Genomic DNA, 24,131 nt, shown 5'->3' with positions numbered 1-24,131 from the left:
AAGTAAATTATAATCAAAATTTTTCAATTTAACTATTGACTTTATAAGCCATACGAATATTCTATAGTTAAGGTATTTTATCTTATTTTATTATGTAGAATTGGGGGTGGTTATGCTAATATCAGAGCAAGTAGAGAGTGTAGATAAAAAAGAATTAAAACAACAAGAGTCACAAAAGCGTTCATATAAAAGTATAGAGCGTGCAGAAAAAGCAAGTGATTTCCAATTAAGCATGACAATATATCAAAATTTTGAAAAGGAGAAACGAGAAGAAATCTTAAAGCAGGTAGAAGATATAGAAAAAGAGTATCAAGTGCTTTCTGATCAAACTGTAGGAAGAATGTTAGATGAACTATTAAAAGTTGTAGAGCATGCAGATAAGCATATCATGTTTGGCATGCCTGGCAAGTTGGTGCACGGTATGTCTGAAGAAAAAGAGCAAGAAGCGATAAAAGAAACATCATTGATAGGCTATCTGATAAAAAGTGTAAGCCTAATCAAAAAACAAAACTTAAATCTCGAAGAAAATAATGAAGGTAGGCTAAATTTCCTTTGCTCAAAAATATCCAATTTAATTTCAACGGGTACATATGTTAAAAAAGAAATTTTAGATTCATATTGTAACGATATACTAGTAGATTCAGCTCTAGAAGAAAAGCGCAACAGTTACTTATTGAGCCTAGAGAAAGCTGTGTGTGACAGTATTAAAAATGACAAAAAAGAAGGAATTGTAGTAGAAAGAGATAATAAATTTTATTGTGTAAAATGTCCAGAAGAAAGTGTGATCACTCCTGCAAGGTTTATGAATTCTCCGGAATTTAAGGATTTAGAATATGGTGCATTACGAATGGGAGAAGGAGATAATATAATCCGGTTATACAAGGGAAAATATTGTGACATGAAAGGTAAGTTAAAGATGACCTTTAAGGTAGGCAATGAAAAGCTTGAAATGACTTTATCTTCTATAAAAGATCATACATTAAGTTTTGGTGCAATAACAGTGCATATGGATGATAAAAGTTGTGAAATCTTCTCAAAGTACCTTAAAGAGCTAGAAAAAGAACCTCGTGTAAGCAAGGTCGTCGAAGCTGCTAAAAGTTTTGTGCAAAGTAAAACTGTTTCACCTCCTCTTTCTTCTATGGGCGATGCTAATGTCCAGCAGCGTCAGGACAATGCCAAAAGTTCACAGAGTAATTGCCAAAGTCCAAATTGAAAAAGTTTTAATTATTACGATACACATACACTGTTGCATATAGCAATAGTGTATGTATATAGTAGTAGAGTTTGTAAGCTTAATAAAGTCTACAACTAATTTGAAAACTACTTTATTGTATGCAAGACTTTAAAATACTAGAAAATCTAAAAACCAAAGCACTAGAAGCTGAAAAAGGAGGTGGTTCTGACAGGATTACTAAACAACATGAAAAAGGGAAATTAACTGCTAGAGAAAGACTTAGTATATTGCTTGATGAAAATTCATTCGAAGAATACGATAAATTCGTGAAGCATCACGCAACTGATTTTGGCATGCAAAATGCTAATTTTTTAGGTGATGGAGTAGTGATTGGTCATGGTACTATTTATGGCAAAAAAGTTTTTGTTTATTCTCAGGATTTTACTGTCTTTGGTGGATCACTTGGTGCGTCACATGCAAAAAAAATATGCAAAATTATGGATATGGCAATTAATGCCAGAGTTCCAATCATTGGGCTAAACGATTCTGGTGGAGCCAGAATTCAGGAGGGAGTAAGTTCTCTTGCTGGTTATGGAGAAATTTTTCAAAGAAACGTAAATGCATCGGGTGTTATACCACAAATCTCTTTAATTATGGGCCCATGTGCAGGAGGTGCTGTTTACTCTCCAGCATTAACTGACTTTACTTTTATGGTAAAAAACAGTTCATACATGTTTATAACCGGACCAGATGTAGTAAAAAAGGTTACCTATGAAGATGTAAGCTTCGAAGACCTCGGTGGAGCAAAAATTCATACAAGCAAAACAGGAGTGGCAGATTTTGCATTCAATAATGATGTTGAGATGCTACTCAAAATGCGTGAATTCCTTACCTTTTTACCAGCAAATAATCAAGAATCACCAAAATCTGCATCAATCTGTGATGACGTTGATGAGTCTTTAAATACTCTAATTCCAATCAATCCTAACACTCCTTATGATATGTATGAACTCATTGAAAAAGTGTGTGATGGAAGGAAATTTTTTGAGTTAAAACCTGACTTTGCTCGTAATATCATAATTGGTTTTGGTAGAATTGGAGAAAACACTGTTGGTATTGTTGCAAATCAACCCATGCACCTTGCAGGATGTTTGGATATTGATTCTTCAAGAAAGGTTTACCATAGGCTCCGTAGGAAAATATAATATCTTTTGGATGCTGCTTAGTGTAATAGCCTAATATATACCTTAAAATTCCATGTGAGATAATGTACTGCCTCCTTAAATGGTCCGTATAATATTTGCTGGCTTGAACTTGTTCTTCAGCTGCTAAACATTGAAGGAATGGGTTTATATTTAATTTGCACTCAGCTAGATTGACAATATAAATAAACACTTTATTAGGGTTTTGATTGAATACCAACTGGTCTAAAAGTTTTTGTTCAAAAATACCAGCACATTCCATTAAACCCTTTAGCATATATTGCCCTAGCTTATGATTATTTCACTTTATGTCCTATAGCCCATATGCAAACATACACCAAGTATCAAGCAAAGCTGCTTTGCTTAGATTTTCCCTAATTAGAGGCAGTTAATTTGTCCATTTTTTCCCTAAGGCTTTTTGGTTTCATATCTGTCCATACCTGATTGATGTATTGCAAGCACTCCTCTTTACTACCTTTGGGCCTAACCTGCTTCCAACCATGTGGAATGGGTTTCCATGCAAACCAAAGTGAATACTGTTCTTCCTCATTTATCAAGCATATATATGTTTCATGTTTGTCTGACATAGTATATAATAATTTACTGGTTACATCTTGTTTGCGACAATGGACTTAGATTGGAGGATTGGTCATCCCCACAGTTGTGTTCTAAGCCCCTAAGTATAGAGTTAAAATAAACATTAAAATAGATACAGTACAAGACCCTAATTTAGCATAATCTTATTCTTGTCATAAATTATACTCTTAATCACATAAAAATAATTTTTTAAAAGAAGAATTTTTATATAAAATATCAGAGCATATTGCATAATACAATTTTTTTCCTTTTATATCGTACATAAAGCCTTGTTGAAATTAAAGGTCTAAGAGGAGCCTTAAAAAGCAGGAGCAAGGTTAGGAAATGAATGCATGGTAACCAATCAAAGATAAATATAGTCTTATATCGGTGAAATCATCATATCATTTTATACTGATTTTTAGTTAATCTATCCTTAGTGTTATATAAACATTAGGTATAAAAGTGGCTTTATAAGGCTGCCGTTACTATCTAAATAGGATAACCCTACATTTATATGTACTAATCATATCAACTTACATAGCAATGGTTAGACAAAAGCTTAGCAAGGAGTTAACATCATTATCTCCCCACCATACAGATAAGAAATTAAGGTTGGCGGGGATGTATGGTCTATTTAGGCATGCTATAGACCAAAGTCATGGAGGTAATGGGGATAGTTTTTTTGATTTAATTGCCCATCACAAGGATTTAGGTAAATCTACTTTAGATAGTAGCTTACTACTTTCCATAAATGGCCATTTATGGGGCGCTCTTTTTCCCATCTATTACTTTGGTACCACGCAACAAAAAAGTCAATACCTCAAGCCATTGATGGATGGGAAATTAATAGGTGGACATGCTATTACCGAAGCACAAGCAGGATCTAATGTATCTTTAATGAAAATGCGAGCAGATAGTATAGATGATGGCTTTAGACTAAATGGATCCAAGCGATATATTACTAATGTTCCCATTAACGACATCTTATTAGTTTATGCAAAGACAGGGGATACCGTAATGCATTTATCATTGAAAAGCAAGACTCAGGGGTCTATTTGCATCAAGATCACAGGGTTACTGGTTTTCCTCATTCGTCTATGGGTGAAGTAGTTCTTCAAGATTGAAAAATAGTGCATAATAGGTTAGTAGGTTCAGTAGGTACAGGGCAGGTAATTATCCAAAAAGTATTGGAGTTAGAACGGGCATTTATCTTTGCAGGTATATTGGGCATTATGGAATGGCAATTGGAACAAGTTATCAGATATACCAAGTTAAGACGGGTTGGTAAACAGGTTGCACTCTATGATTTACAAGCTATTTATCATAAGATAGCTGATATTTCCATGAAGCTTAAAACGGTAACATTATGGTTGCATAGATGTGCTCAATTAAAAGATAGTGATGCACGTATTACGCTAGAGAGTTCATATACTAAATTGTTTTGTAGTGAAGCATTTCTACAAGTTCCTATAGATATTGCCCATATGATAGGTGCCTTTGGACTAGAAGTAAACCAAACCCTTTAGCCGATGGGTATTGGATGGGCTAGCTTCTAGGCTATTTTCTGGAACCAGTGAGATACAAAAAAATATTATTGGTGCATTATTGTAAGTTAACAAAAACCCAAGTCATAAAACTATGAAAAATACAATACAAGATAAAATAGATGAATTTGTTCGCCAGCATTTACTGGTCAGCGATGAGTGATTCAATATTCAATATGATGATGACCGTGTGCCGTAGAAGCACAGGAAAGTGTTGAAGCTGTGCAGTAGATGAGGGAAGGCCCCTCAAAGCCGGCTTACAAGAGCAGGCTTTAAACAACCATAAGCTGCTTTGGTAAAGAGTCAAGGTAGTGAGCGTTATGGAAAAGGCACAATTATGTGTCATGTATGAAATAGAGAGACGAACGGAAGTGAACCATTGATGAAGTGTCGAAAGTGTAAAGAAGAAGTCAAAACCAGGGGGTAGTCGTTAACCTGGGACAAATCTACCGGGAGCTTGTTTACTGGGTAGGTGGCCTCTGGCATAAAAGTGGCGTGAATCTATTTCAGGCTATTGCATGGAACTACGGGAACCTGTCATTTCGATGATAAGGGAGAAATCTAAAGAGCTGATCTCTGAGGATCAGAGTATGGATGCGAAAAACAGGGGCGGAGCAACTTGTAGTAGTGATGAAGTTTCTGTAATGGAAATGGAATGAAAGGGTTGCGTTATTTAGTTTTAATTATTAATCAACTGAAAGGGAGGAATTAATGAATGAAACAAAGTCTTTTGATATACCAAAGCAGTTGATTTGGAAAGCTTATAAACGAGTATCCAAAAATAAAGGTGCAGCAGGTGTAGATGAAGTCTCGATAACAAAGTTTGAAGAAAATCTAAAAGATAATCTATACAAACTATGGAATCGGATATCATCCGGAAGTTATTTTCCAGAGCCAGTAAAAGCTGTTTCTATACCAAAAGATACAGGAGGGAAAAGAAACTTATGTGTACCTTCAGTATCCGACAGGATAGCACAAACAGCTGCTAGCATGTATCTTGAACCATTAGTAGAGCCGAAATTTCAAGAAGACTCCTATGGTTATAGACCAAATAAGTCTGCATTGGATGCGATATACACAGCACGGAAGAGATGTTGGGCAAATGATTGGGCAATAGATCTTGATATATCTGGATTTTTTGACAATCTGGACCACGAATTAGTACTGCGGTCTATTAAGCAACATACAAGCTGTAAATGGGTCATACTCTACGTTGAAAGGTGGATGAAAGCTCCTATTCAACTAGCAGATGGTAGCAAGGTAATTAGGAATAAGGGAGTTCCGCAAGGAGGTTCTATAAGCCCGATCATTTCAAACATATTTATGCATCACGCATTTGATGAATGGATGAAACACAATTACCCAACAATACCATTTGAGAGGTACGTTGATGACGCGATAGTACATTGTAGGACTAAGAGACAGGCAGAATCTATGCAAGTAATGATCGGAGAAAGATTGGCTAAGTGCAAATTGCAGTTGCATCCTGAAAAGACTCAGATTGTCTATTGTAAGGATGACGATAGAAGAAAGGAATTTCCTACACAGAGTTTTGATTTCCTAGGCTATACTTTTAGACCTAGAGGGGCAAAGAATAAGATGGGGAATTATTTCATCTCATTATTAGAGGAAATATCTAAGAAAATAGATCCAATAGTCAGAGGCTGGTTTAAGTACTATGGCAGGTTTTGTAAATCAGAGATGTATCCATCTCTGAGAAATATAGAGAGGTACCTCATAACCTGAATTCGGGATTAGCTTGTTAAAAAATAGCTTTAAAAAGCTCCTTTGTGTTTTAAATTTGGAGATAAAAAAATACTAACCAGATTATCCAAAGGAGCCAGTTATGAATGTAGAAAAATTAGTTGAAATATATTATGCTGTTGATGAATTTCTCATAAAGTTTATGCCGTATATGGAAAAACAACTGTTAACCAATTCTAAAAGAAAACCCACTAGAACTTGTTTTGGAAGTGTTCTATAAACTGTGTCACATCTCCTGTTCATCTCAACGTCTCTTTTAATCTACCGGGAAAAAAGATGTCTATCTGAGATATGGTCAACGCCCAGTTTCGTAGCGGCATAGTCCGTTTATCCTCGATCTTCTTTATGGCACAATATACTAATTTAACGTGAGTTCGGGATTTATTTGACTGATTTACAACAATTTAATATCAATTATTTAGTTAATATTTGCACCTATTTAACAAGTTTTTATATCTAATTTTATAAATATAATATATATAATAAACTGATTATCAGAATTATTTGTTATTCAACTACCTATTTAACTGTCTATAAAACAAATTTTATAAATTTTCATTTATATTGATTATCAAATGAAAAAATAATCTAATCCCGAACTCACGTTAAATTATACAAAGCATTTATACTGGTAAACGCTCCTTTTGTCTTGGTAAACTTCCTAATCTGCCTATGCAAGCTTTCTATAGGATTGGTGGTATAAATTAGCCTTCTGACAGGATCTGAATACTTAAAATAACCAGACAAATGTTCCCAATTATTTTGCCGAGATTTGGTAACCATTGGATACTTCCCCCCCCATTTTTCTTCTAATTCCAATAGATAATGCTCAGCAACTTCCTTACTTGAAGCTTGATATATTTGCTTTAAATCAGTTAAAAAAACGTTTTACGTCTTTGCTAGCTACATACTTGAGTGAGTTTCGTATCTGATGTACTACACAGACCTGCACTTGTGCATTAGGGAAAACGCTATTTATGGCTGAAGGAAAGCTTTTTAGGCCATCAACACAGGCAATAAGGATATCTTCTACACCTCTTTCCTTAAGCTCGTTAAGTACACCCAACCAGAAGTTAGCCCCCTCACTTTCAGACAAATAAAATCCCAATACTTCTTTTTTACCCTCTTGATCTATGCCTAATAAGGTAACACTATTGGGTACACAGACTGCAATGGGCGACTACGCCATTCGTTGATTACCGGTAGCAATTTGTCGGTAATACTTGATATCTCTGCCGCCGATATTTTGTGATCATAAATTTCCTCAACGTGTGACGCTATATCTCTATAACTCATACCACTGGCAAATGTGCTCAAGATCTTCGTTTCAAGCTCTGGATGTAAGTTTGTTTGCCTTTTTTTGACTATTTGCGGCTCAAAACTTCCTTCTCTATCCCTTGGCGTCAAAAGTTCAAATGAACCGGCACTTGTCCTTAAAGTCTTTCCATTTCTCCCATTTCTTCGATTATTTTCTTCGCTTTCAGCCAACAAGTGATTTTCTATTTCACCTTCCAAACTTGCCTCCAGCAGCTTTTTTATCAATGGTGTTAATACTCCGTCCCTTCCCGTCAGCGGCCTTCCTTCTCGTATAGACGACAGGATATTTGTTTCTAATTCTTTATAATCTACCAATCCAGTAGTTTTATTTGCTATTCTTTGATTCATATGTGAAACCTCCATTTTTTTTATATCAATTTATTACTTTTTTTTCGGTTTGACACACTTTTTTGAACATTCCCCATAGCAGCAGTGGAAGCAATTTTATATGGCTTTTTATATTGATTATATAATCTAGTAAAGAAAGGTTTGATATAAGAATTAACTTTTTGTGCACTGAGAATACACATGTGTAAAACTTTCCTGATTTGTGATCTACCTCCCTGAATGCACCTTTTTCCTCTACTAAAACCACTATCTCGATTAAAAGGCGCAAGTCCGACAAGGCTAGATATTTGTTTTTCTTGAAGAGTTCCAAGTTCAGGTAAATAGCAGATCAAAGTTAGGGCTGTGATTTTACTTATACCTGGTATACTGGTTATTGATATGTATTTTTTTGCAAGGTCTTGGTTTTGATCGATAAATGTAATCATTTCATCTTCTAAAGTTTTTATTTGATTGTGTAAAATTGCAAGAAGATCTTCTATCTGCTTGATTATAGATGTATCAGTTACCTGTTGGTTTTTTGTATTTTTGCTATTTCTACTAGCTGGTTTCTACGAGATAATTTTTGTTTCAAGCAATCAATATTACTATTACCAACTGTTAAGGGAGTAGCACGCATATCTGTGTTATTAATATAACGTGCTGCAGTCTAGTTTTTGTAGTAATACCAAGGCTTTTAGCATAGTCTCTAACCCATCTAGGTTGAATGACGTACACCTCAAAACCATTGCTTAGTAAAGTATATGCGCATAATTTTTCGTATCCGCCGGTTGCCTCAAGACCAACTTTGGTTACATTATGCAAACGTAAAAAGTCTAGTGTTTTATCGATGGCTTGTATACTGTTTTCAAACGTTTTATAATGTCCAAATGGGTGAATGTGGATATCTAATTTACTTTTGCTAACATCAATGCCAGCAATAATGTTTGATGAATTCATAATTCCTCCGTAATAATAACATATACTGCATTTTCCAGTCTTATATACGAGCCTAAAAGCTCAATCAGTTGTTCGGAACTTTCAGTATAAAACCTAAGAACCTGTTCATAATCTTTTAAGGAGTAAAGAAGTGAAAGCAAGAACGACCATTTGTAAGCTAGTGTTGAGTTTCCGCTCGCAATTTTTCCACAAACGCCTACATTTTTCCAACCAAGCAAAAGAGCGCTCAACAACCCATCTCTTTGGCAGTACAACAAAGGTGTGTAATTCACTTCGCTTTATTACTTCGACCGTCGAACCAATAGTTGCTTTTATTTGTGTTGCAAAATTTTCTCCAGTGTAGCCTGCATCAACAAGTATATTTTTAACTTCAGAGAGTTTTTCTTTAGCATTTTCGACCATTTTCATGGCACTGCTGCGGTCGGTTGCTTCTGCCGTTGTTACATAAATCGCGTGTGGTAAACCTTGTGTATCTACTGCAATATGGCGCTTTATTCCTGAAATTTTTTTACCTGCATCGTAGCCCTTATTTTCAGCAGTATCTGCATTTTTTACGCTCTGAGCATCAATTATACAAAAACTAGTTCTTTCTTTCCGACCATTGCTGATACGTGTCTCTCCAACTAATTTTTTTTAATACACGCTCCAAAGTACTTTCTGTATCTTCGCTTGGTTTTTCACTCCATTTTTTAAAATATTCGTAACAACTTCGCCATTTTGGAAAATCTTTTGGCAGCATTCTCCACTGACAGGCACTTTTTAGGACGTACAGCACTGCACAAAATACATCATACAAATCAAGTTTTCTTGGTTTTGTTTTCTTCCTACTACTCTCCAGAATTGATCTGATTTTTTCAAATTGTTCTCGACTTATGTCACTTGGGTATAAATTTCTCATATATCCTTATTCATATACATCATCTCATAGTTTATCACTTTTTTGAGATTATGAACAGGTTCTTACATTTTTATTCATGGGTAACCTCTCTATTTTTTGATAATATGTTTCCGGAGTTTACCCTATTTTCCTATCTTTTTCACTGACTTCTAATCCGCAACTGGGGTTTAAAGGAGTCAAGAATGCACATACTCTCGGACATAAAAGTCTTAGCTGATTCTGGCTACAGAGGAATGCAAAAGATACACAAAAATGTTGAATTACCGCACAGGAAGACGAAAAAGAAGCAGTTGAATAAGGTAGAAAAGAAAGAAAATCAAGAGCTTGCAAGTCAAAGAGTGATTGTAGAAAATGTAATTGGTCTGTTAAAAAGATTCAAAATAATTTCAGATAGATATAGAAATCGAAGAAAACGTTTTGGCTTGAGATTTAACCTTATTGCAGGAATTTATAATTGGGAGTTGTAGATGTGAAGTTTCGAAAGAGGTCTAATCACAGCGAGGAAACACATTCCTCGAACGGATAATTTCATTATACTTAACATGGAAACAAAAGGGCTTTCCAAAATCTCCTATCTATTGTTTCTTAAACCACTCTGCTGAACGGATACATTCACCAAATGAAAAAAAAGGCAAAAGGAACCCCATAGTTGGCTAATTACCTATACAACAAACTTTATAAATTAGCGTTTTTTATCCTCAACGTCCCAATTTAGCTACTTTTATAACCCAAATTGTAAACGTTAAGAAATTTACTAAGCAGAAAAAAAGGCAAAAGAAACCCTGCTAGCCAGTTATTCACTATCTATTTTTTTAATTGGCGTTTTTTGTTGTCTTAAATGCTTTAATAAGCGCATTTTATCTTATGTGGGTAAAAACCCGAAAGTTTTATAAAGACATAGAGTGCACATAGTGCAAAAAATTAAACATGATACGCCAAGTATATTGAGTTTTTTGTCATTTTATCTGCACAGACTGAAGATAAATAAATAGCTTCAGTTTCATGATAAGAGGAATGGCGGAGTTTGTCAAGTCGTTTCTATTCACAATGTTATATGGTTATGCAGGAAGTCTACTGAATTTTGCTTGCTTTTATTGCAAGTTTTGAAGAGAAAAACGGGAACTGCAGAAGTATAACATATTTATAAATGAATATTTACTCTTCTTTTTTATTGTTTTGAGGTTTTTCTTGATCAACCATTCCTCCACCGATCTCTTTTATTTTTAGTATCAACGACTCTGGTACATACATATCAATTACTTCTTCTGCTGTCACAAATAAAGCCTGATAAGAGTGTGAATTTATTATCCAATTAGGCAATATGTCTTCTGCTTCTATTTTATACTCTCCCTCTTTTTTGTCATATACTGTGTAGCAATATAAGTGCACAGCAAAAAATAATACATAAGAGAGCAGTATTCCTTTAAGCACTCCGAGAAAGATTCCAGTAACTCTATCGATAAACCCCAACCTTATGGGTGATAATATGTACATTAGCCAGTTGTTTATTATCATCAATATAATATTAAGTATAATAAATACAGAGATTGTAGAAAGTATGTTTAGTGTAACTTGAGAATCAAAATATTTACTATAATTTGGAGTGAAAAAATCATAGTGATTAGCTGTAAGAAAAACTGATAAAAATAGAAACATTAGTGCGCATAGCTCTTTTATAAAACCTCTAGTTACCGAGATTATTACGCATAGAACAACAATGAAGATAATTAGGCTATCGAAAAGCATATTTTATATCTATATGGTTTTCAAGATATAATAGTTGTAAATAACAAGGTTGTAAAATTAATTGTATTTATGTTGCATCAATTGATCTAGATACCTAGCGATCATGTCAATTTCTAAATTCAGATAATCATTTATTTTGTTGTACTGAAAAGTTGTATTTTCCCATGTATAGGAAGTGATATTTACTGTAAATTCAGCAGATCCCTTTTGAAATTCGATTTCTGATGGCAATTTTGTTGTCGAAGCTTGACTATGCTCCTCAAATACATCTAAGTATTCTGCGGTGCTCGCCTGTACTTCTCCTAAAAATTTCTCACCACAAACAAATTTCGAAATTGGTCTGTTAATAACTGAATTCACTGTGAGGGAAACCCCGTCTAGTGTAACGGAGCTTTTTTTTGCAATAAATTTAATTAATTCTTGTGGGCACGATAGTTTGATTTCATGAGAATCTAAATTTCGTTCAATTGTTAAAATTTTTATTATCCCATCAACATGACCCTGAACCAGGTGGCCATCGATTCTATCATTTAATCTCATTGCCTGTTCTAGGTTTATTTTTTCCCCTATTTTCCACGTATTTAAGTTAGAAACCTTCATAGTTTCTTGAGACGTTTGGACTGTAAATATATCGCTCATTATATCAACAACAGTTAAACACACACCAGAGCAAGCTATTGAATCTCCTTTATTTATAGAGGGTAAGTTTTGTGTTTTGATATGGAAAATTTGATCAGAGTTGGAGTGAGTGGTAGTATCAGTTATAGTTCCGATATCCGTGATAATTCCTTTGAACATATGGTGAAAATAAATAATTTTACCATGGAAGATCTCTTAGAACAACTTGTTTACATTTTGGGTAAGTTTAAATGCGAGAAGGAGATTTGTTCTGTTCAATAGATTCTATAGAATATTCAGAATATATAAAGCGAGCTAAATTCAAAATACACAGCGCAATTAATATTGGCAACCCTATGTTCAATGCTAACCCAATACTCTCTCTTTTTTCTGGTGGCACTAGTTCTTTTAACATTGACATTTTTCCTAATGGAAAATGCCATAAGCAAAGTGTTGATGCAGATGCTACTATTATAAATAGACAAAAATAAGCCTTTTTTGAGGAAAATACAGTTTTTAATGGTGATTTGAGTGTAATGTTAGTAGATGGTAGAGTTTTAGCTTCATTTATTGCTGGTGAAGGATCTTTAATTGGTAAAGGGTTTGTAGATTTATGAGGAGTGTTCTCATGTTGCGTAGGAGGTTGTTGTATATAAACACTTGAAACTAATTGCTCTTTTTTTCTATATACTTGTTTTTGTAAATATTCTTTACCTAAAAGTGAGTTATTAAGAGGTTGTGGTTTTTCGAGTATCTGTAATACTTCTGATATCTCAACTGGTTCTAATATTTCATGTAATTGTTTATCTTGAAAATAAACAATATTGAATATTGAGTTAAAAACATTGCGAAATGTTTCTGGATCTTGATTTTTGTATCCACTCATCACTTCAATAAATATTTCATCGAGTTTTTTCCCTCTACGCTCAATCTGGTTATCTATCATAGCTACTCTAGCATCATTTTGAGCTTGTTTTATGGTAGATTGTTTTTCTTCTTCTGATAGTTCTTGAGCTTGCTTTTTTGACTTCTTTTTTCTGTTAGCCTTAAAATACTCTGTGTGCGAAGTAGTTTGACCTACATTCTGTTCTGCTTCTTGAGGTATTGGATTTCCTATACTATCCTCTGTCATCCGAGTAGCTTGACTACTTGGATCCATGTTTCTTTTTTCCTGGTCAAGCGCTGGAATGACACCAAATGGTATATTGTTGCTCTGTATAGAAAGTTTTGGTGTTCTTAAAAGGGATAACCTTATTACATCATTAAAAAAATTAGATAAGGGAAAGAAGATTCTATATTTTGGTATATTAGCTTTTATTGCAGCAGTAACCACTGGAGCTTTACAATTTACTTTGCTTGCTACGTTAAAGCCAAACGAGCCTGTAAATGGTACGATTTGTCTATTTTGTGCGTTCTCTTTGTCAATTACGTTCTGTTCTTTTTCGTTTTTACTTTTAGTTTCTTCTACTTGTAGCGTATCTCGACTTCGTTCTTCATTTTTAGTTTTTTCTGCATGTTTTAGCTGCTCATTCAAAAATGCCTCCAAGCTATCCAGCTTAATGTTTTTAATATCTGTTTGCAGTGTTATTGTTACTCCTTGTAGGAGAATTTGAGATGGAGCATTACTTATGAATTCTTCTACAGTTTTATAACTGTTAGTTTTACAGTAGTTATTATATAATTCACTGCTTTCTTTGGGCACTTTTATGTTGACTATAAAATTTTTTTCCCGGGAAAGGCAGATTTTGAAAAAATCAATTAAAGATTTTATTTGAAATGGTCTTGTATTAAAGGTGTCTTGATCTGTTGCTGTTAGCTTAAATGAAAATTCTTGTATATTACTTTCAATACTTCTCGAGCGAATGGTACTGATCTTAATTATTTCGCTAGAAAGTGTTTTGCTTATGTTTTTGGATCTTTCCTTAAAGAGCTTGGGTAAATACTCTATTTTGTACTTATTATTAGTTTCAATGTCACTGTTGTGCATGGTTGATACAGCAAAATTCATCAGTATAAAGGTAAATAAAAAAAATTAATTGGTCAATAAATTAATAATTAGAATGGGGCAGTTTTTCGGATTGTTGATGATATTTAAAATTTTACTATAATGAAAGTTTAAGCCAGCGTTTCTAAGATGAATAAAGAGCTACTGAATGAAATACCTTCACTTGAGGATAAAGCAGTTTCTGAAATTGAGAGTGCTTCTTCTTTACAAGATTTAGAAAAAGTTAGGCTATCATATCTGGGAAAAAAGGGAGTAATTAAAGCTTATTTTGACAACTTAAAAGAGATAGAAGACGCAGGAAAAAAGCGCAATTTAGGCGAAGTTATCAACGTTTTACGTAATAAGCTAGATCAGCTTATAATGAATAAGGAAAATATACTAAGAACCGAAGAAGTTAACTTTAAATTGCAGAACGAGGCAATTGATATCACGTTGCCTGCAAGGCCAGAAAAAATTGGCAGGGTTCATCCACTCAGTAAGGTTATAAACGAAGCAAAGCTCATTTTTGCACATATGGGTTTCAAAGCAGTTGATGGTCCTGATATCGAAGATGAATTTCATGTATTTGATGCACTGAATACTCCAAGTCACCACCCTGCGCGGGAGGAGCAAGATACCTTCTACTTAAAGAATAAAATAAACGACAAAAGAATGGTGCTGCGCACTCATACTTCATCTGTGGAGATCAGAACTATGGAAAAAGCGAAAACTTTTCCGATTAAAATCGTAGCTCCTGGTAGAGTATATAGAAACGACTTTGATGCAACTCACACTCCTATGTTTCACCAGATAGAGGGGTTATATGTCAGTGAGAATGTCAATATGGGTCAGTTAAAATTTACTATTCATCACTTCCTTAATAAGTTCTTTGGCGATAAAGGGTTAAAGATACGCTTTCGTAATAGTTTTTTTCCCTTTACTGAGCCTTCTGCAGAAGTGGACATAAGTTATAAAGGTAGTAAATGGATAGAAGTACTGGGGTGCGGTATGACGCATCCAAATGTATTTCAAAATGTTGGAATAGATCACACTAAATACAGCGGTTTTGCGTTTGGCATTGGTATAGAAAGGCTTGCAATGCTAAAATATCAAATTAGCGACTTAAGGAGCTTTTATGACAACAAAATCAGCTGGCTTGATCATTACGGTTTTCATTTTTCATCTTTAAGATAAGTGATAAGTAAAACTCATACGTTCGTTATACTTGCTGCAGGGCATGGCAGGCGGATGAATTCAGATTTGCCTAAGGTCCTACACAAAATAGGCAGTTTTTCCATGCTCCAGCATGTCATTTACAATGCAAAACAGTTAAATTCTGAAAATATTGCTGTTGTAGTTGATCTGCCTTTAATTGAAAGACTAAAGTGCTTTAAGGATATACAGTTAATTACACAAGAATTAACACTTGGCACGGGAGATGCAGTCAAAACTGCGATGAGAAACCTGAAAGAATTGCCAGATTCGAGCATAATTATTGTGCAGTATGGAGATACCCCACTCATAAAAAGCAGCACAATAACTAAAATGGTTAGTTGCTTAGAAGGCAAGGCTCTAGTTTGCCTAGGTTTTAGGACAAGCAATAAAGAATACGGTAGGTTAATTATTGAGAATGGTTCCTTAAGAGAAATCGTAGAAGCAAAGAGTGATAAAAATAGTCATGAAGAGTTTCTTGCCAATGCTGGAATAATGGTTGCATATGCAAAGAATTTACGTGAATTGGTGGAGAAAATAGAGTGCAATAGCTTAACTCATGAGTATTATTTGACCGATATAGTTTCCATTGCAGTGAGGAGTAATTTAAATGTCGGTTACGTTATTACGGGTGGAGAAGAAGCAACTGGAATAAATAATAGAAATGACCTTATAAAAGCTGAATTTTACTTTCAAGAAAATAAAAGAAAAGTTTTTACCGACTCCGGAGTAACGCTTGTTGCGCCAGAGACTGTTTTCTTTTCTCTTGATACGCAAATTGCCAGAGATTCAGTTATTTACCCATACGTTTTTTTCGGTCCTGGAGTGAAAATAGAGTCTGGTGCGAAAATACTGCCATTTTCGCATTTAGAAAACTGCTTAATTAAAAGTAATGCTGAGGTCGGTCCATTTACCAGAATACGTGGAAATACAACAATTGATAATAAGGCAAAAATAGGAAATTTTGTGGAAGTGAAAACAAGTGAAGTTGGTCAAAACACTAGAATAAAACACTTAAGTTATATAGGAAATACTAAGGTAGGACAGGGGAGTAATATAGGAGCAGGCACTATTGTTTGTAATTATGATGGGAAAAATAAACATGAAACAAATATTGGGAGCAATTGCTTTGTTGGCGCCAATAGCTCGCTGATTGCGCCACTTAATATTCATGATGAATCTGTAATTGCAGCAGGTAGTGTTATAGTTGAGGATGTACCAGAAAAAAGCCTTGCAATAGCAAGAGAAAAGCAAGTGATTAAAAAAATAAAGTAATTTGACTATAATTATCTATTTTTAACGTTTATATGTGTATACATGCGTGTACCGATATTTAGAGGTAAAAATGAAAAAATTATTTACTTTAGTAGCTATATTGCCTGCTGTTTCTTTGTCAGTACCATGTTTTGGAGTTGATTGTGTTAGAGATAGGATCTATACTTCTTCGTCATACAGTTCTGGCAATTTTAGTCATAGTATCGGTTATCACTACACAAACAGCGTAAAAATTTCAGTTGAGCCTATGATTTCAGTTGCAAATATTTTTAAATATAGACTGCAAGGAGGAATTTTGGCAAATTCACGTTATCACTACGAGTTTACAAACACAGATATCACTCTATATGTTAATGTTGGTATAGGTGCTGCTATTGATTTTGTTGGACAGTCAAAGTTTGGTTTCTCATATAAAATAAGCTCTGGTCTTGATTTTCCGCTTTCTTCAAGGACAAGTGCTTTTGCTGGTTATAGTCTATTGAAAGCATTTGAAGATTATAATCATGGATTTGAGCTTGGAATAAATTATAACTTATAAAATCCCAACTGAATAGCAACAGGTTGTACTTTTTTCAAATTGAAGCTGAATTTTTGCTAGATAATTAATAAGCCTTATTATGGAGTTTTAATTAGAGACCTGCTATAAAAGCAAAGTGAGGGGGATTAAAAATGACCAAGTTTTGCTTCTGTTTAAAACAAGATTTTTTGAGAATTAATTATTGTCTGAGAAAAAGCAGATAAAGGGTGAAGAAAGATAGAAGTATTTAAGTAGCTCAGAAGGAGCATTAAGTCATGTTTTTTATTTATATTGACAGCATATATGACATCGTTTACGATTAAAGTTAATAACAATAATTTATATTTATCATGTTTGCAGTAATTGAGACTGGTGGAAAGCAATATTTAGTAAAAGAAGGCAGTATAATAAAAGTAGAGAAGTTAGAAGCTGAAGAAAAAAAAGAGGTGGAAATCAATAAGGTGATTTGTATTTCAAATAATGGCTTATCTTATTCATCTAATGCTACTGTTAAAGCTGAAGTATTGGAGCAGTGCAGGGGGGAAAAAATTATAATCTTTAAGAAGAAAAGAAGAAAAAATTACCGTAGGAAAACTGGTCATAGGCAGTATATAACTGTTCTTCGTATCAATGAAATTAATCTTCAAAAGTAAGAGGTAAGATATGGCAACTAAAAAATCAGGTGGTAGTTCCTGTAATGGTAGAGATTCAGCAGGTCGTAGGTTAGGAATAAAGAAGAATGGGAAAGTTATTCCTGGTAACATAATTGTGCGCCAAAGAGGCACAAAATTCCATCCTGGGAAGAATGTTGGTATAGGTAAAGATCATACGATTTTTGCCAAAGTAGAAGGCTGGGTCAGCTTTAGAAGGTCAGCAAATAAAAAGACTTTTATTGATATCTTGCCTACAGATAATATGAAAGCTTCAGCTTGAATAAATCAGGGGTCTGTAGCTCAGGTGGTTAGAGCGCACGCCTGATAAGCGTGAGGTCGGAGGTTCAACTCTTCCCAGACCCACCATTTAGTAATTATTAACTGTGTTTTTATAGCGGTTTTGGTATTGTATCAGCAGAAACCTAAAGCATGAGTTTATATAAAAATTTAATAACCAGTGAATCAGTGGCGGCTGGTCATCCAGATAAAGTAGCAGATCAAATTTCAGATGCAATACTTGATGAGTACCTTTTCACTGATCCTTTTGCGCGAGCTGCAATAGAGACTTTAGTCACCAAAGATAACGTTATTATAGCTGGGGAAGTATTCGGACCTAACATCAAAAATAGCAGGATTGAAAGTATTGTACGGAATACAATAAAAGATATTGGTTATGAGCATGATGGTTTCCACTGGAGAAAAGTGAAGGTAAATATACTGCTGCATGAGCAATCAAATGACATTGCAATAGGGTTGGATCAAGGTGCTGGAGATCAGGGCATAATGTATGGCTATGCAACAACAGAGACAGAAAACCTTATGCCAGCACCCATTTTTTATGCACACTCGATTCTGAAAAATATCATGAGTGCAGTTAAAGAAGTAAAACTTGGTCCGGATGCAAAGTCACAAATCACTTTGGCATATGAGAATAACCTCCCGGTACGTGCTGAAAGTATTATTGTCTCAATACAGCACCCTGAGGATTTGGATCAATCAAAAGTAAAAGAAATAATTTACCCTTACATAGTTTCATCTTTACCTGAAGGATGGATGTGTCCTGAGGAAAATCTCTTAGTCAATCCAACTGGTAGATTTGTTATTGGTGGGCCAGTTGGTGATTGTGGATTAACCGGACGAAAAATTATGGTTGATACTTATGGAGGTTATATTCCACACGGTGGAGGGGCGTTTTCCGGAAAAGATGCAACCAAAGTTGATAGATCTGCAGCTTATATGGCAAGATACCTTGCTAAAAATATTGTCTTTGCAGGTTTGGCTAAACGCTGTCTTGTGCAGCTTTCTTATGCAATTGGTATATCACAACCCACTTCATTCTATATTGACACATTTAGTACAAATACGATAGATGAAAAAAAGATTAAAAAGTTTATTGAGAGTAGTGTAGATTTATCAACAAAAGGCATAATCAAGCATTTATCGCTTAATCGTCCTATATATAAACGTACAGCCTGTTATGGACATTTTGGTAAAGAGTCAGAAAATGATGGTGGATTTTCTTGGGAAAGCATGAACTTGTCTGCTGATCTTTGTAGAGAATTCAATATAGAAGGTAATAGTAAAATTTCTTTAGGTTGCTAAAATTTTTGATTTACAGCCCCATATTTATATACTAGCTTATTGTTAAAGTATAACACGCTTTTTCATAATAATTATACCACGTTGATAATAATTTTTATATTCAATTTTTATTGTGAGGCTTATAAAGTGTATAACGAAATAGAAGGAGAACTGTACAACGTAATTGTAAAAGAGTTTTCCGATCTTATTGATAAGATGAAAGAACATCCTTTTTATGTTGCATTAATGAATGGTACTTTAGATTATAAAAGATTTAAATTTTACCTTCAGCAGGATTTTCTAGGTTCTGTAGATTGCGCTCGTGCTCATTTAGTTGTTGCAGCTAAAGTTAATGATGTTGAAATAATGAGTAGGTTAATCGATATAACAAAAGGAGCATTTGATTTTCGAGAACAATATAAGAAATATTTCGAGGATTGTGATTTATCTGATAATCATAAAAAGTCAAGAGCTTGTTCTGCCTGTGTTGACCTTTTCATGAGTACTGCGTATCATAATTCTGTTACTGAGACCTTAGTGTTGTCTTATTCTCTCTTTAATGTGTACCAAATTGTTATATGCCATATGGCAAATGAGATAACAACTAAGGGGATTAAAAATAACAAATACAAAAAGTGGATTGATGTCTGTAATAGCAAAGGAATGGACGCGGTGATTGAAGAGGTTAGTGATATTACAAGTAGGCTATACAAAAAAGCTAGTGACTGTGAGAAGGAAAGGATATATGAACTTTGTAGGAAAGGACTGGAACTAGAGATAACGTTTTTAGATGAGGCATATTACTCTAATATACCTCAATAAAAATGCATTAGCACAAGTTGTTTACGTTGTCAGTATTATAGTGTTCAGTGGTATAATTAAGAGTTGTTATGGGTCAAATCTTTTAAAGGATATAATTAAGCATCCTTTTAATGTTGAATTGGCGAGTAACACTCTAAGTATAGAAAGTTTCAGATTCTATATTCAACAAGGTACATTACTCTTGAGTGATTAGACCTCTTTCAAAATTCACATCATCAACTCTAGATTGTAAATTCCAGCTATCAAATTGAATCTCAATCCAAAACGTTTTCGCCGATTGCGATATTTATCTGCAATAATTTTAAATCTTTTAAGCAAACCGATTACATTCTCAACCACAACTCTTTTGCTTGCAAGCTCTTGATTTTCTTGCTTTTGTTTCTTAGTCAATGGGTGCTTTTTCGTTTTTCTATGTGGCAATTCAACATTTGCGTGAATTTTTTGTAGACCTCTGTAACCGCTATCTGCTAGGACTTTGATACTTGGTAGTATGTGCACTTTTGACTCCTTAAAAAGCCGAAAATCATGTTTCCTACCATTTGAAAAAGACGTGCAAATGATCTTTTTGCTTTCTTTTTCCGAAATAATCTGTGTTTTTATACTGTGCTTTTTCTTTTTTCCTGAATAAAATCTTTTTTGCTTTTTTTGGGTCTTTCCACAGGAGTTTCTGTTGCATCTATCACTAAAACCTCATATTCTATATCACTTTTTAGAACCTCTTTTCGCCCTGGCAATGCAAAATCCGGATGTTTTACCAATGTATTTTCAATCCACTTTATGATTTTATAGGTCGTACTTTCGCTCATACCATAACTTCGACCAATGTGGAAATATGTCCGATATTCACGAAGATATTCCAATGCCATAAGTAGCCTGTCTTCTATACAGAGCTTGCTTTTACGCCCACTTTTTGCTTTTTTCCTTCTATCTTCTTCATCTAAAATTTCTACCATCCTGTTGAAAGTTGCCTTCTTTACTCCTGTCAGACGACGAAACTTCTCTTCATCTAACTCCTTAGTTTCTTCATATCTCATACTTTTAAATGTATGATTTTATACTAATTTTTTGCTCTTTTCCAATTTTGAAAGAAGTCTATTATATTCGTACTATCTTAATTACTGCATCCAGGGTAGAAGACTGTAACAATGTTGTTTCACTTATTAGGGTGGCTCGAGGGGCAATTGCTATTGAGAGAATTTTGCATAACCACTACTTTACTATATATGCTATAAGTCGTGGAGAGAAATCTCTTGAGTGCTTAAATTTCACTAATTTTCTTTTGTCTACCTCATATAGCAACACTTATGAAGCTATAAACCCCAGTTATGGATTAACCAACGAAGTAAAGCTGAGAAATACAGGGCTTTTTCGATTGCATTGAATAAGAAATGAGGGTAGAAAAAATATGTACCAAGAAATTTACTGTGGATCTATGCCGAGTGTGCTCAAGTTCAAATTTGTTTTTTAGGCAGCCAAAAACCGTTTCAACAATCGATCTTTTCCCTAGTAAAATCTTCTCTTTCAGCGAAATCAGTGCATTTTTCATACCTTTTTTCACTTTAGTGACGAGTTTTAGACCTCTATCGAATAGTTTCTCAAAGAGCTCTTTCTTTATATAGCCCTTATCTCCAAACAAAAGTCCAGTTAGTTTTTTGGTTAGAGTTGGTACAGGTTTTCTGTCATCGACGTTACCTCTGGTTAGCGTAACACCTTGAATTTCACCTATTTCATTGATTACTACATGTAATTTAAAACCAAAAAACCAGCCGTAAGTATTCTTTCCTAACTCTGCTAATCCTTTGAAAACCTTATTTCTTGAGATTCTTTTTCGATGGCATACTGCTATTGAAGTAGAATCTATGTAGGAAATCCCGGTCATTTTTGCTTGTTCACAAAACCATTGCAAAAGTAATGCTAAATACCACAAAACTCGCGGCTTTAAGGCAATAAATCTGTGATATGAAGGCAGCTTTGAAAACTCTGATCTATAGAATAACTGAAGATAACAAAGATAAAAAGCCTTGAAGTTTTTACATGGTGATTTATGGTATAATAGGATTATGGTTAGAATTTCTGAGTGCGCTATTTCTGGTACTCTGGTTGGTTTTTTGCCGTTTGATAAGAACCTATTTGCAAAATTATCATCTACCGCACGACAAAAATCCTCGACGCAACAGTACAGTTCTGTAATATCTTTCTTCATGGGTAACCTCTTATTATTACTAAAATACTCGAGTTTACCCTGTTTCCCTCTTCTTAGTTATACTTTTATCTATTTTCTAATCCATAACTGAGGTTATAACAGTTTTGTATTCTTACATGTTTATATACAAGACTATCGTTGATAGTATGAAAAATAGATTCAAGAAAAATAATAGATATAAGGATTGGTTTGATTTTTATAGCGGTAGTTTTATAGAATCTGGATGCATTATTTTGGAAAATATTGTTGATGAATATTGCAGCAGGGCAAGAGAAAATGAAAAGAGCAGAATGCTGAAGTTATTTAAGATAAGCGCCCAATTCATATTGGATTTTTTGAACGGTGCATATAATTTTTCACAAATCAATCAAGATTTTGAGGAATATTGACAATTTTAAGCTAATTTGTATCCTTAATAAGTATTTTTTAAAATGCTATGAAAAGTAAAGAACATGATTTTCATTTAGTAGATCCAAGCCCTTGGCCAATTGCTATATCAGCGGCAATTCTTATTCTTGCACTTGGATTAGTTGGCGCGCTTCATAAACAAATTTTCGGAATGTTTTGTTTAGTTCTGGGAATCTCCGCAGTATCAGGGGTGCTGTTCTATTGGTGGAGAGATGTAATAAGGGAGGCCATTTATGACAAATGTCACACTGCCATTGTAAAACATGGACTCAAATTTGCAATGTACTTATTTATTCTCTCAGAGGTCGTGTTTTTTATAGTGTTCTTTTGTTCATTCTTTAAAGCTTGGCTTGATCCAGTTTTTTTATTTGAGGCGTTTTCTCCTGCAAAAAAAGTTGAATGGCCCCCTGAGGGAATTTTGCCACCTGATCCGTGGTCACTACCATTCATGAATACATTAATATTATTGCTTTCTGGTACAACAATTACTTGGGCAAATCACTCTTTACTTGAAAATGATAAAAAGAGCATGATTAAAATGCTGTCCATAACTATATTGCTTGGGTTTTTTTTTATAATAGTGCAAGCAATAGAGTATCATGAAGCGAGTTTTTCTCTACAAGAAACAGGAGAAAAGCTTATTTATACATCCAATTTTTATATGATTACCGGTTTTCACTGCGTACATGTTATAATAGGGATAATATTTTTATCAGTGTGTTTATTTAGAGTGCAGAAAGGCCAATTTACACCTCAGGACCATTTGTGCTTTGAGTTTGCCTCCTGGTATTGGCACTTTGTAGATATAGTCTGGATATTTTTATTTTTATTTGTCTATTGGTTAAGCGTTTATTAAGTGGTGAAAATAATAGGTCTAGATCCAGGGATAAGCAAGACTGGGTGGGCCATTATCAGCCTGAACGAGAAAAATAATATTGAATTTTTGGGCGGCGGTACCATATCAACTGACAATAAGCTCAATACAGATGAACGCCTATATGTAATTTTTGAACAATTAAAGAAAGTAATTTCCCTATACTCTCCTGATGAAGCTGCGGTAGAAAAAATTTTTGTTAATAAAAATCCTAAATCTTCACTAACTTTAGGATATGCAAGAGGAGTTGCAATTTTAGCATTAAAAATAACAGATCTTCCTATAAGTGAGTATGACGCGAACTACATAAAAAAAAGTATTACCGGAAACGGCCATGCTGATAAGGATCAGATTATATTTATGGTGAAGCAAATAGTTAAAAATTTGAGTATAAAATGTCACCATGCTGCTGATGCTCTTGCTGTAGCAATTTGTCATGCTTATACGAAAGGTTCTTGTTTTGTTGAGTAACTTTT

At 34.2% G+C, this 24,131-nt stretch carries 24 protein-coding genes, 1 tRNA gene and 4 pseudogenes; 19 read left to right on the top strand and 10 right to left on the bottom strand.

The genetic code is table 11. The annotated features are described in order from the left end of the window. Nucleotides 1–112 precede the first annotated feature (112 nt). On the top strand, nucleotides 113–1,213 hold the full coding sequence (locus NBW39_RS08275; RefSeq protein ID WP_250295169.1) for a hypothetical protein: 1,101 nt from the start codon (nucleotides 113–115) through the stop codon (nucleotides 1,211–1,213). 119 nt (nucleotides 1,214–1,332) lie between these two features. Then, a pseudogene (locus NBW39_RS08270) lies at nucleotides 1,333–2,367 on the top strand (acyl-CoA carboxylase subunit beta); the annotation flags it as partial. Between the two features lie 383 nt (nucleotides 2,368–2,750). Here the strand turns inward: NBW39_RS08270 and NBW39_RS08265 are convergent. Next, complete coding sequence (locus tag NBW39_RS08265; RefSeq protein WP_250238581.1) at nucleotides 2,751–2,963, bottom strand: MbtH family protein; 213 nt, start codon at nucleotides 2,961–2,963, stop codon at nucleotides 2,751–2,753. Between the two features lie 535 nt (nucleotides 2,964–3,498). On the opposite strand from NBW39_RS08265, the gene NBW39_RS08260 reads away from it, so the two are divergent. From NBW39_RS08260 to NBW39_RS08240, 5 genes and pseudogenes are all read left to right on the top strand, one after another. After that, nucleotides 3,499–4,065: an acyl-CoA dehydrogenase family protein gene (locus tag NBW39_RS08260; protein ID WP_250295168.1), complete on the top strand. Its 567-nt coding sequence runs from the start codon at nucleotides 3,499–3,501 to the stop codon at nucleotides 4,063–4,065. Between the two features lie 20 nt (nucleotides 4,066–4,085). Then, on the top strand, nucleotides 4,086–4,481 hold the full coding sequence (locus NBW39_RS08255; protein WP_250238969.1) for an acyl-CoA dehydrogenase family protein: 396 nt from the start codon (nucleotides 4,086–4,088) through the stop codon (nucleotides 4,479–4,481). 536 nt (nucleotides 4,482–5,017) lie between these two features. Next, nucleotides 5,018–5,158 carry a hypothetical protein gene (locus NBW39_RS08250; RefSeq protein ID WP_250295167.1) on the top strand — a complete coding sequence of 47 codons (141 nt, stop codon included), beginning with the start codon at nucleotides 5,018–5,020 and terminating at the stop codon, nucleotides 5,156–5,158. A 52-nt stretch (nucleotides 5,159–5,210) separates the two neighbouring features. After that, the gene (gene ltrA / locus NBW39_RS08245; protein WP_250238971.1) at nucleotides 5,211–6,245 is read left to right on the top strand and encodes a group II intron reverse transcriptase/maturase; all 1,035 of its coding nucleotides are present in this window, start codon (nucleotides 5,211–5,213) and stop codon (nucleotides 6,243–6,245) included. A gap of 100 nt (nucleotides 6,246–6,345) precedes the next feature. Then, nucleotides 6,346–6,465 (top strand): annotated as a pseudogene (locus NBW39_RS08240) (IS982 family transposase); the annotation flags it as partial. A 410-nt stretch (nucleotides 6,466–6,875) separates the two neighbouring features. Here the strand turns inward: NBW39_RS08240 and NBW39_RS08235 are convergent. The 4 genes and pseudogenes from NBW39_RS08235 to NBW39_RS08220 form a co-directional block, all read right to left on the bottom strand. Continuing rightward, nucleotides 6,876–7,928 (bottom strand): annotated as a pseudogene (locus NBW39_RS08235) (IS256 family transposase); the annotation flags it as partial. A 20-nt stretch (nucleotides 7,929–7,948) separates the two neighbouring features. After that, complete coding sequence (locus tag NBW39_RS08230; RefSeq protein WP_250295166.1) at nucleotides 7,949–8,353, bottom strand: transposase; 405 nt, start codon at nucleotides 8,351–8,353, stop codon at nucleotides 7,949–7,951. Between the two features lie 172 nt (nucleotides 8,354–8,525). Next, nucleotides 8,526–8,864, bottom strand: a complete 339-nt coding sequence (locus NBW39_RS08225) for an IS110 family transposase (protein WP_250294925.1) — start codon at nucleotides 8,862–8,864, stop codon at nucleotides 8,526–8,528. A gap of 105 nt (nucleotides 8,865–8,969) precedes the next feature. Next, nucleotides 8,970–9,762 (bottom strand): IS5 family transposase gene (locus tag NBW39_RS08220; RefSeq protein WP_250294670.1). Its coding sequence is split into 2 segments (ribosomal slippage): nucleotides 8,970–9,497 and nucleotides 9,499–9,762, totalling 792 coding nucleotides; the frame shifts between segments, so codons are not numbered across the junction. Nucleotides 9,763–9,932: 170 nt separating this feature from the next. Here NBW39_RS08220 and NBW39_RS08215 point away from each other — a divergent pair. Beyond that, nucleotides 9,933–10,229: pseudogene (locus NBW39_RS08215) on the top strand (transposase family protein); the annotation flags it as partial. A gap of 688 nt (nucleotides 10,230–10,917) precedes the next feature. On the opposite strand, the gene NBW39_RS08210 reads toward NBW39_RS08215, so the two are convergent. The 3 genes from NBW39_RS08210 to NBW39_RS08200 form a co-directional block, all read right to left on the bottom strand. Further along, on the bottom strand, nucleotides 10,918–11,508 hold the full coding sequence (locus NBW39_RS08210; protein ID WP_250295165.1) for a CvpA family protein: 591 nt from the start codon (nucleotides 11,506–11,508) through the stop codon (nucleotides 10,918–10,920). Between the two features lie 57 nt (nucleotides 11,509–11,565). Then, nucleotides 11,566–12,306 carry a riboflavin synthase gene (locus NBW39_RS08205; protein WP_250295164.1) on the bottom strand — a complete coding sequence of 247 codons (741 nt, stop codon included), beginning with the start codon at nucleotides 12,304–12,306 and terminating at the stop codon, nucleotides 11,566–11,568. Nucleotides 12,307–12,373: 67 nt separating this feature from the next. After that, complete coding sequence (locus NBW39_RS08200; RefSeq protein WP_250295163.1) at nucleotides 12,374–14,113, bottom strand: hypothetical protein; 1,740 nt, start codon at nucleotides 14,111–14,113, stop codon at nucleotides 12,374–12,376. A 147-nt stretch (nucleotides 14,114–14,260) separates the two neighbouring features. Here NBW39_RS08200 and pheS point away from each other — a divergent pair, with 147 nt between their 5' ends. From pheS to NBW39_RS08160, 8 genes are all read left to right on the top strand, one after another. Then, complete coding sequence (gene pheS, locus NBW39_RS08195; protein ID WP_250295162.1) at nucleotides 14,261–15,304, top strand: phenylalanine--tRNA ligase subunit alpha; 1,044 nt, start codon at nucleotides 14,261–14,263, stop codon at nucleotides 15,302–15,304. Then, nucleotides 15,305–16,597 carry a bifunctional UDP-N-acetylglucosamine diphosphorylase/glucosamine-1-phosphate N-acetyltransferase GlmU gene (gene glmU / locus NBW39_RS08190; protein ID WP_256466297.1) on the top strand — a complete coding sequence of 431 codons (1,293 nt, stop codon included), beginning with the start codon at nucleotides 15,305–15,307 and terminating at the stop codon, nucleotides 16,595–16,597. 70 nt (nucleotides 16,598–16,667) lie between these two features. Beyond that, nucleotides 16,668–17,135 carry a P44/Msp2 family outer membrane protein gene (locus tag NBW39_RS08185; protein ID WP_250295160.1) on the top strand — a complete coding sequence of 156 codons (468 nt, stop codon included), beginning with the start codon at nucleotides 16,668–16,670 and terminating at the stop codon, nucleotides 17,133–17,135. A 329-nt stretch (nucleotides 17,136–17,464) separates the two neighbouring features. Continuing rightward, nucleotides 17,465–17,767: a 50S ribosomal protein L21 gene (gene rplU / locus NBW39_RS08180; protein ID WP_182366585.1), complete on the top strand. Its 303-nt coding sequence runs from the start codon at nucleotides 17,465–17,467 to the stop codon at nucleotides 17,765–17,767. A 10-nt stretch (nucleotides 17,768–17,777) separates the two neighbouring features. After that, complete coding sequence (gene rpmA / locus NBW39_RS08175) at nucleotides 17,778–18,047, top strand: 50S ribosomal protein L27 (protein WP_096617064.1); 270 nt, start codon at nucleotides 17,778–17,780, stop codon at nucleotides 18,045–18,047. 9 nt (nucleotides 18,048–18,056) lie between these two features. Next, nucleotides 18,057–18,133 (top strand) — tRNA-Ile (locus NBW39_RS08170). A 63-nt stretch (nucleotides 18,134–18,196) separates the two neighbouring features. After that, the gene (gene metK, locus NBW39_RS08165; RefSeq protein WP_250295159.1) at nucleotides 18,197–19,369 is read left to right on the top strand and encodes a methionine adenosyltransferase; all 1,173 of its coding nucleotides are present in this window, start codon (nucleotides 18,197–18,199) and stop codon (nucleotides 19,367–19,369) included. Between the two features lie 126 nt (nucleotides 19,370–19,495). Beyond that, complete coding sequence (locus tag NBW39_RS08160) at nucleotides 19,496–20,170, top strand: thiaminase II/PqqC family protein (RefSeq protein WP_250295158.1); 675 nt, start codon at nucleotides 19,496–19,498, stop codon at nucleotides 20,168–20,170. Nucleotides 20,171–20,377: 207 nt separating this feature from the next. Here the strand turns inward: NBW39_RS08160 and NBW39_RS08155 are convergent. After that, nucleotides 20,378–21,204 (bottom strand): IS5 family transposase gene (locus tag NBW39_RS08155; RefSeq protein WP_250294694.1). Its coding sequence is split into 2 segments (ribosomal slippage): nucleotides 20,378–20,817 and nucleotides 20,817–21,204, totalling 828 coding nucleotides; the frame shifts between segments, so codons are not numbered across the junction. 296 nt (nucleotides 21,205–21,500) lie between these two features. Then, on the bottom strand, nucleotides 21,501–22,373 hold the full coding sequence (locus NBW39_RS08150; RefSeq protein ID WP_250294632.1) for an IS982 family transposase: 873 nt from the start codon (nucleotides 22,371–22,373) through the stop codon (nucleotides 21,501–21,503). A gap of 83 nt (nucleotides 22,374–22,456) precedes the next feature. Between NBW39_RS08150 and NBW39_RS08145 the strand changes: the two genes are divergently transcribed. The 3 genes from NBW39_RS08145 to ruvC are packed head-to-tail and all read left to right on the top strand — an operon-like array spanning nucleotide 22,457 to nucleotide 24,126. Beyond that, nucleotides 22,457–22,762 carry a thiaminase II/PqqC family protein gene (locus NBW39_RS08145; protein ID WP_305879772.1) on the top strand — a complete coding sequence of 102 codons (306 nt, stop codon included), beginning with the start codon at nucleotides 22,457–22,459 and terminating at the stop codon, nucleotides 22,760–22,762. A 47-nt stretch (nucleotides 22,763–22,809) separates the two neighbouring features. Next, nucleotides 22,810–23,637, top strand: coding sequence for a cytochrome c oxidase subunit 3 (locus tag NBW39_RS08140; protein WP_250295156.1), 828 nt, complete (start codon nucleotides 22,810–22,812; stop codon nucleotides 23,635–23,637). Then, nucleotides 23,638–24,126 (top strand): crossover junction endodeoxyribonuclease RuvC, encoded by a 489-nt coding sequence (ruvC, locus tag NBW39_RS08135; protein ID WP_250295155.1) that lies wholly within the window; start codon nucleotides 23,638–23,640, stop codon nucleotides 24,124–24,126. The last annotated feature ends 5 nt before the right edge of the window (nucleotides 24,127–24,131 follow it).

Source organism: Wolbachia endosymbiont of Oedothorax gibbosus (assembly GCF_936270435.1).
Taxonomy (GTDB): Bacteria; Pseudomonadota; Alphaproteobacteria; order Rickettsiales; family Anaplasmataceae; genus Wolbachia.
This window is presented reverse-complemented; position numbering and strand designations above follow the sequence as displayed.

Coding starts and splice junctions, on each gene's coding strand:
- NBW39_RS08140 (WP_250295156.1), top strand. CDS start 22,810: ATGAAAAGTAAAGAACATGATTTTCATTTAGTAGATCCAAGCCCTTGG.
- ltrA (WP_250238971.1), top strand. CDS start 5,211: ATGAATGAAACAAAGTCTTTTGATATACCAAAGCAGTTGATTTGGAAA.
- metK (WP_250295159.1), top strand. CDS start 18,197: ATGAGTTTATATAAAAATTTAATAACCAGTGAATCAGTGGCGGCTGGT.
- NBW39_RS08250 (WP_250295167.1), top strand. CDS start 5,018: ATGGAACTACGGGAACCTGTCATTTCGATGATAAGGGAGAAATCTAAA.
- pheS (WP_250295162.1), top strand. CDS start 14,261: ATGAATAAAGAGCTACTGAATGAAATACCTTCACTTGAGGATAAAGCA.
- NBW39_RS08205 (WP_250295164.1), bottom strand. CDS start 12,306: ATGTTCAAAGGAATTATCACGGATATCGGAACTATAACTGATACTACC.
- NBW39_RS08150 (WP_250294632.1), bottom strand. CDS start 22,373: ATGAAGAAAGATATTACAGAACTGTACTGTTGCGTCGAGGATTTTTGT.
- rpmA (WP_096617064.1), top strand. CDS start 17,778: ATGGCAACTAAAAAATCAGGTGGTAGTTCCTGTAATGGTAGAGATTCA.
- rplU (WP_182366585.1), top strand. CDS start 17,465: ATGTTTGCAGTAATTGAGACTGGTGGAAAGCAATATTTAGTAAAAGAA.
- NBW39_RS08185 (WP_250295160.1), top strand. CDS start 16,668: ATGAAAAAATTATTTACTTTAGTAGCTATATTGCCTGCTGTTTCTTTG.
- NBW39_RS08265 (WP_250238581.1), bottom strand. CDS start 2,963: ATGTCAGACAAACATGAAACATATATATGCTTGATAAATGAGGAAGAA.
- NBW39_RS08275 (WP_250295169.1), top strand. CDS start 113: ATGCTAATATCAGAGCAAGTAGAGAGTGTAGATAAAAAAGAATTAAAA.
- NBW39_RS08260 (WP_250295168.1), top strand. CDS start 3,499: ATGGTTAGACAAAAGCTTAGCAAGGAGTTAACATCATTATCTCCCCAC.
- NBW39_RS08210 (WP_250295165.1), bottom strand. CDS start 11,508: ATGCTTTTCGATAGCCTAATTATCTTCATTGTTGTTCTATGCGTAATA.
- NBW39_RS08200 (WP_250295163.1), bottom strand. CDS start 14,113: ATGCACAACAGTGACATTGAAACTAATAATAAGTACAAAATAGAGTAT.
- NBW39_RS08225 (WP_250294925.1), bottom strand. CDS start 8,864: ATGAATTCATCAAACATTATTGCTGGCATTGATGTTAGCAAAAGTAAA.
- NBW39_RS08230 (WP_250295166.1), bottom strand. CDS start 8,353: ATGATTACATTTATCGATCAAAACCAAGACCTTGCAAAAAAATACATA.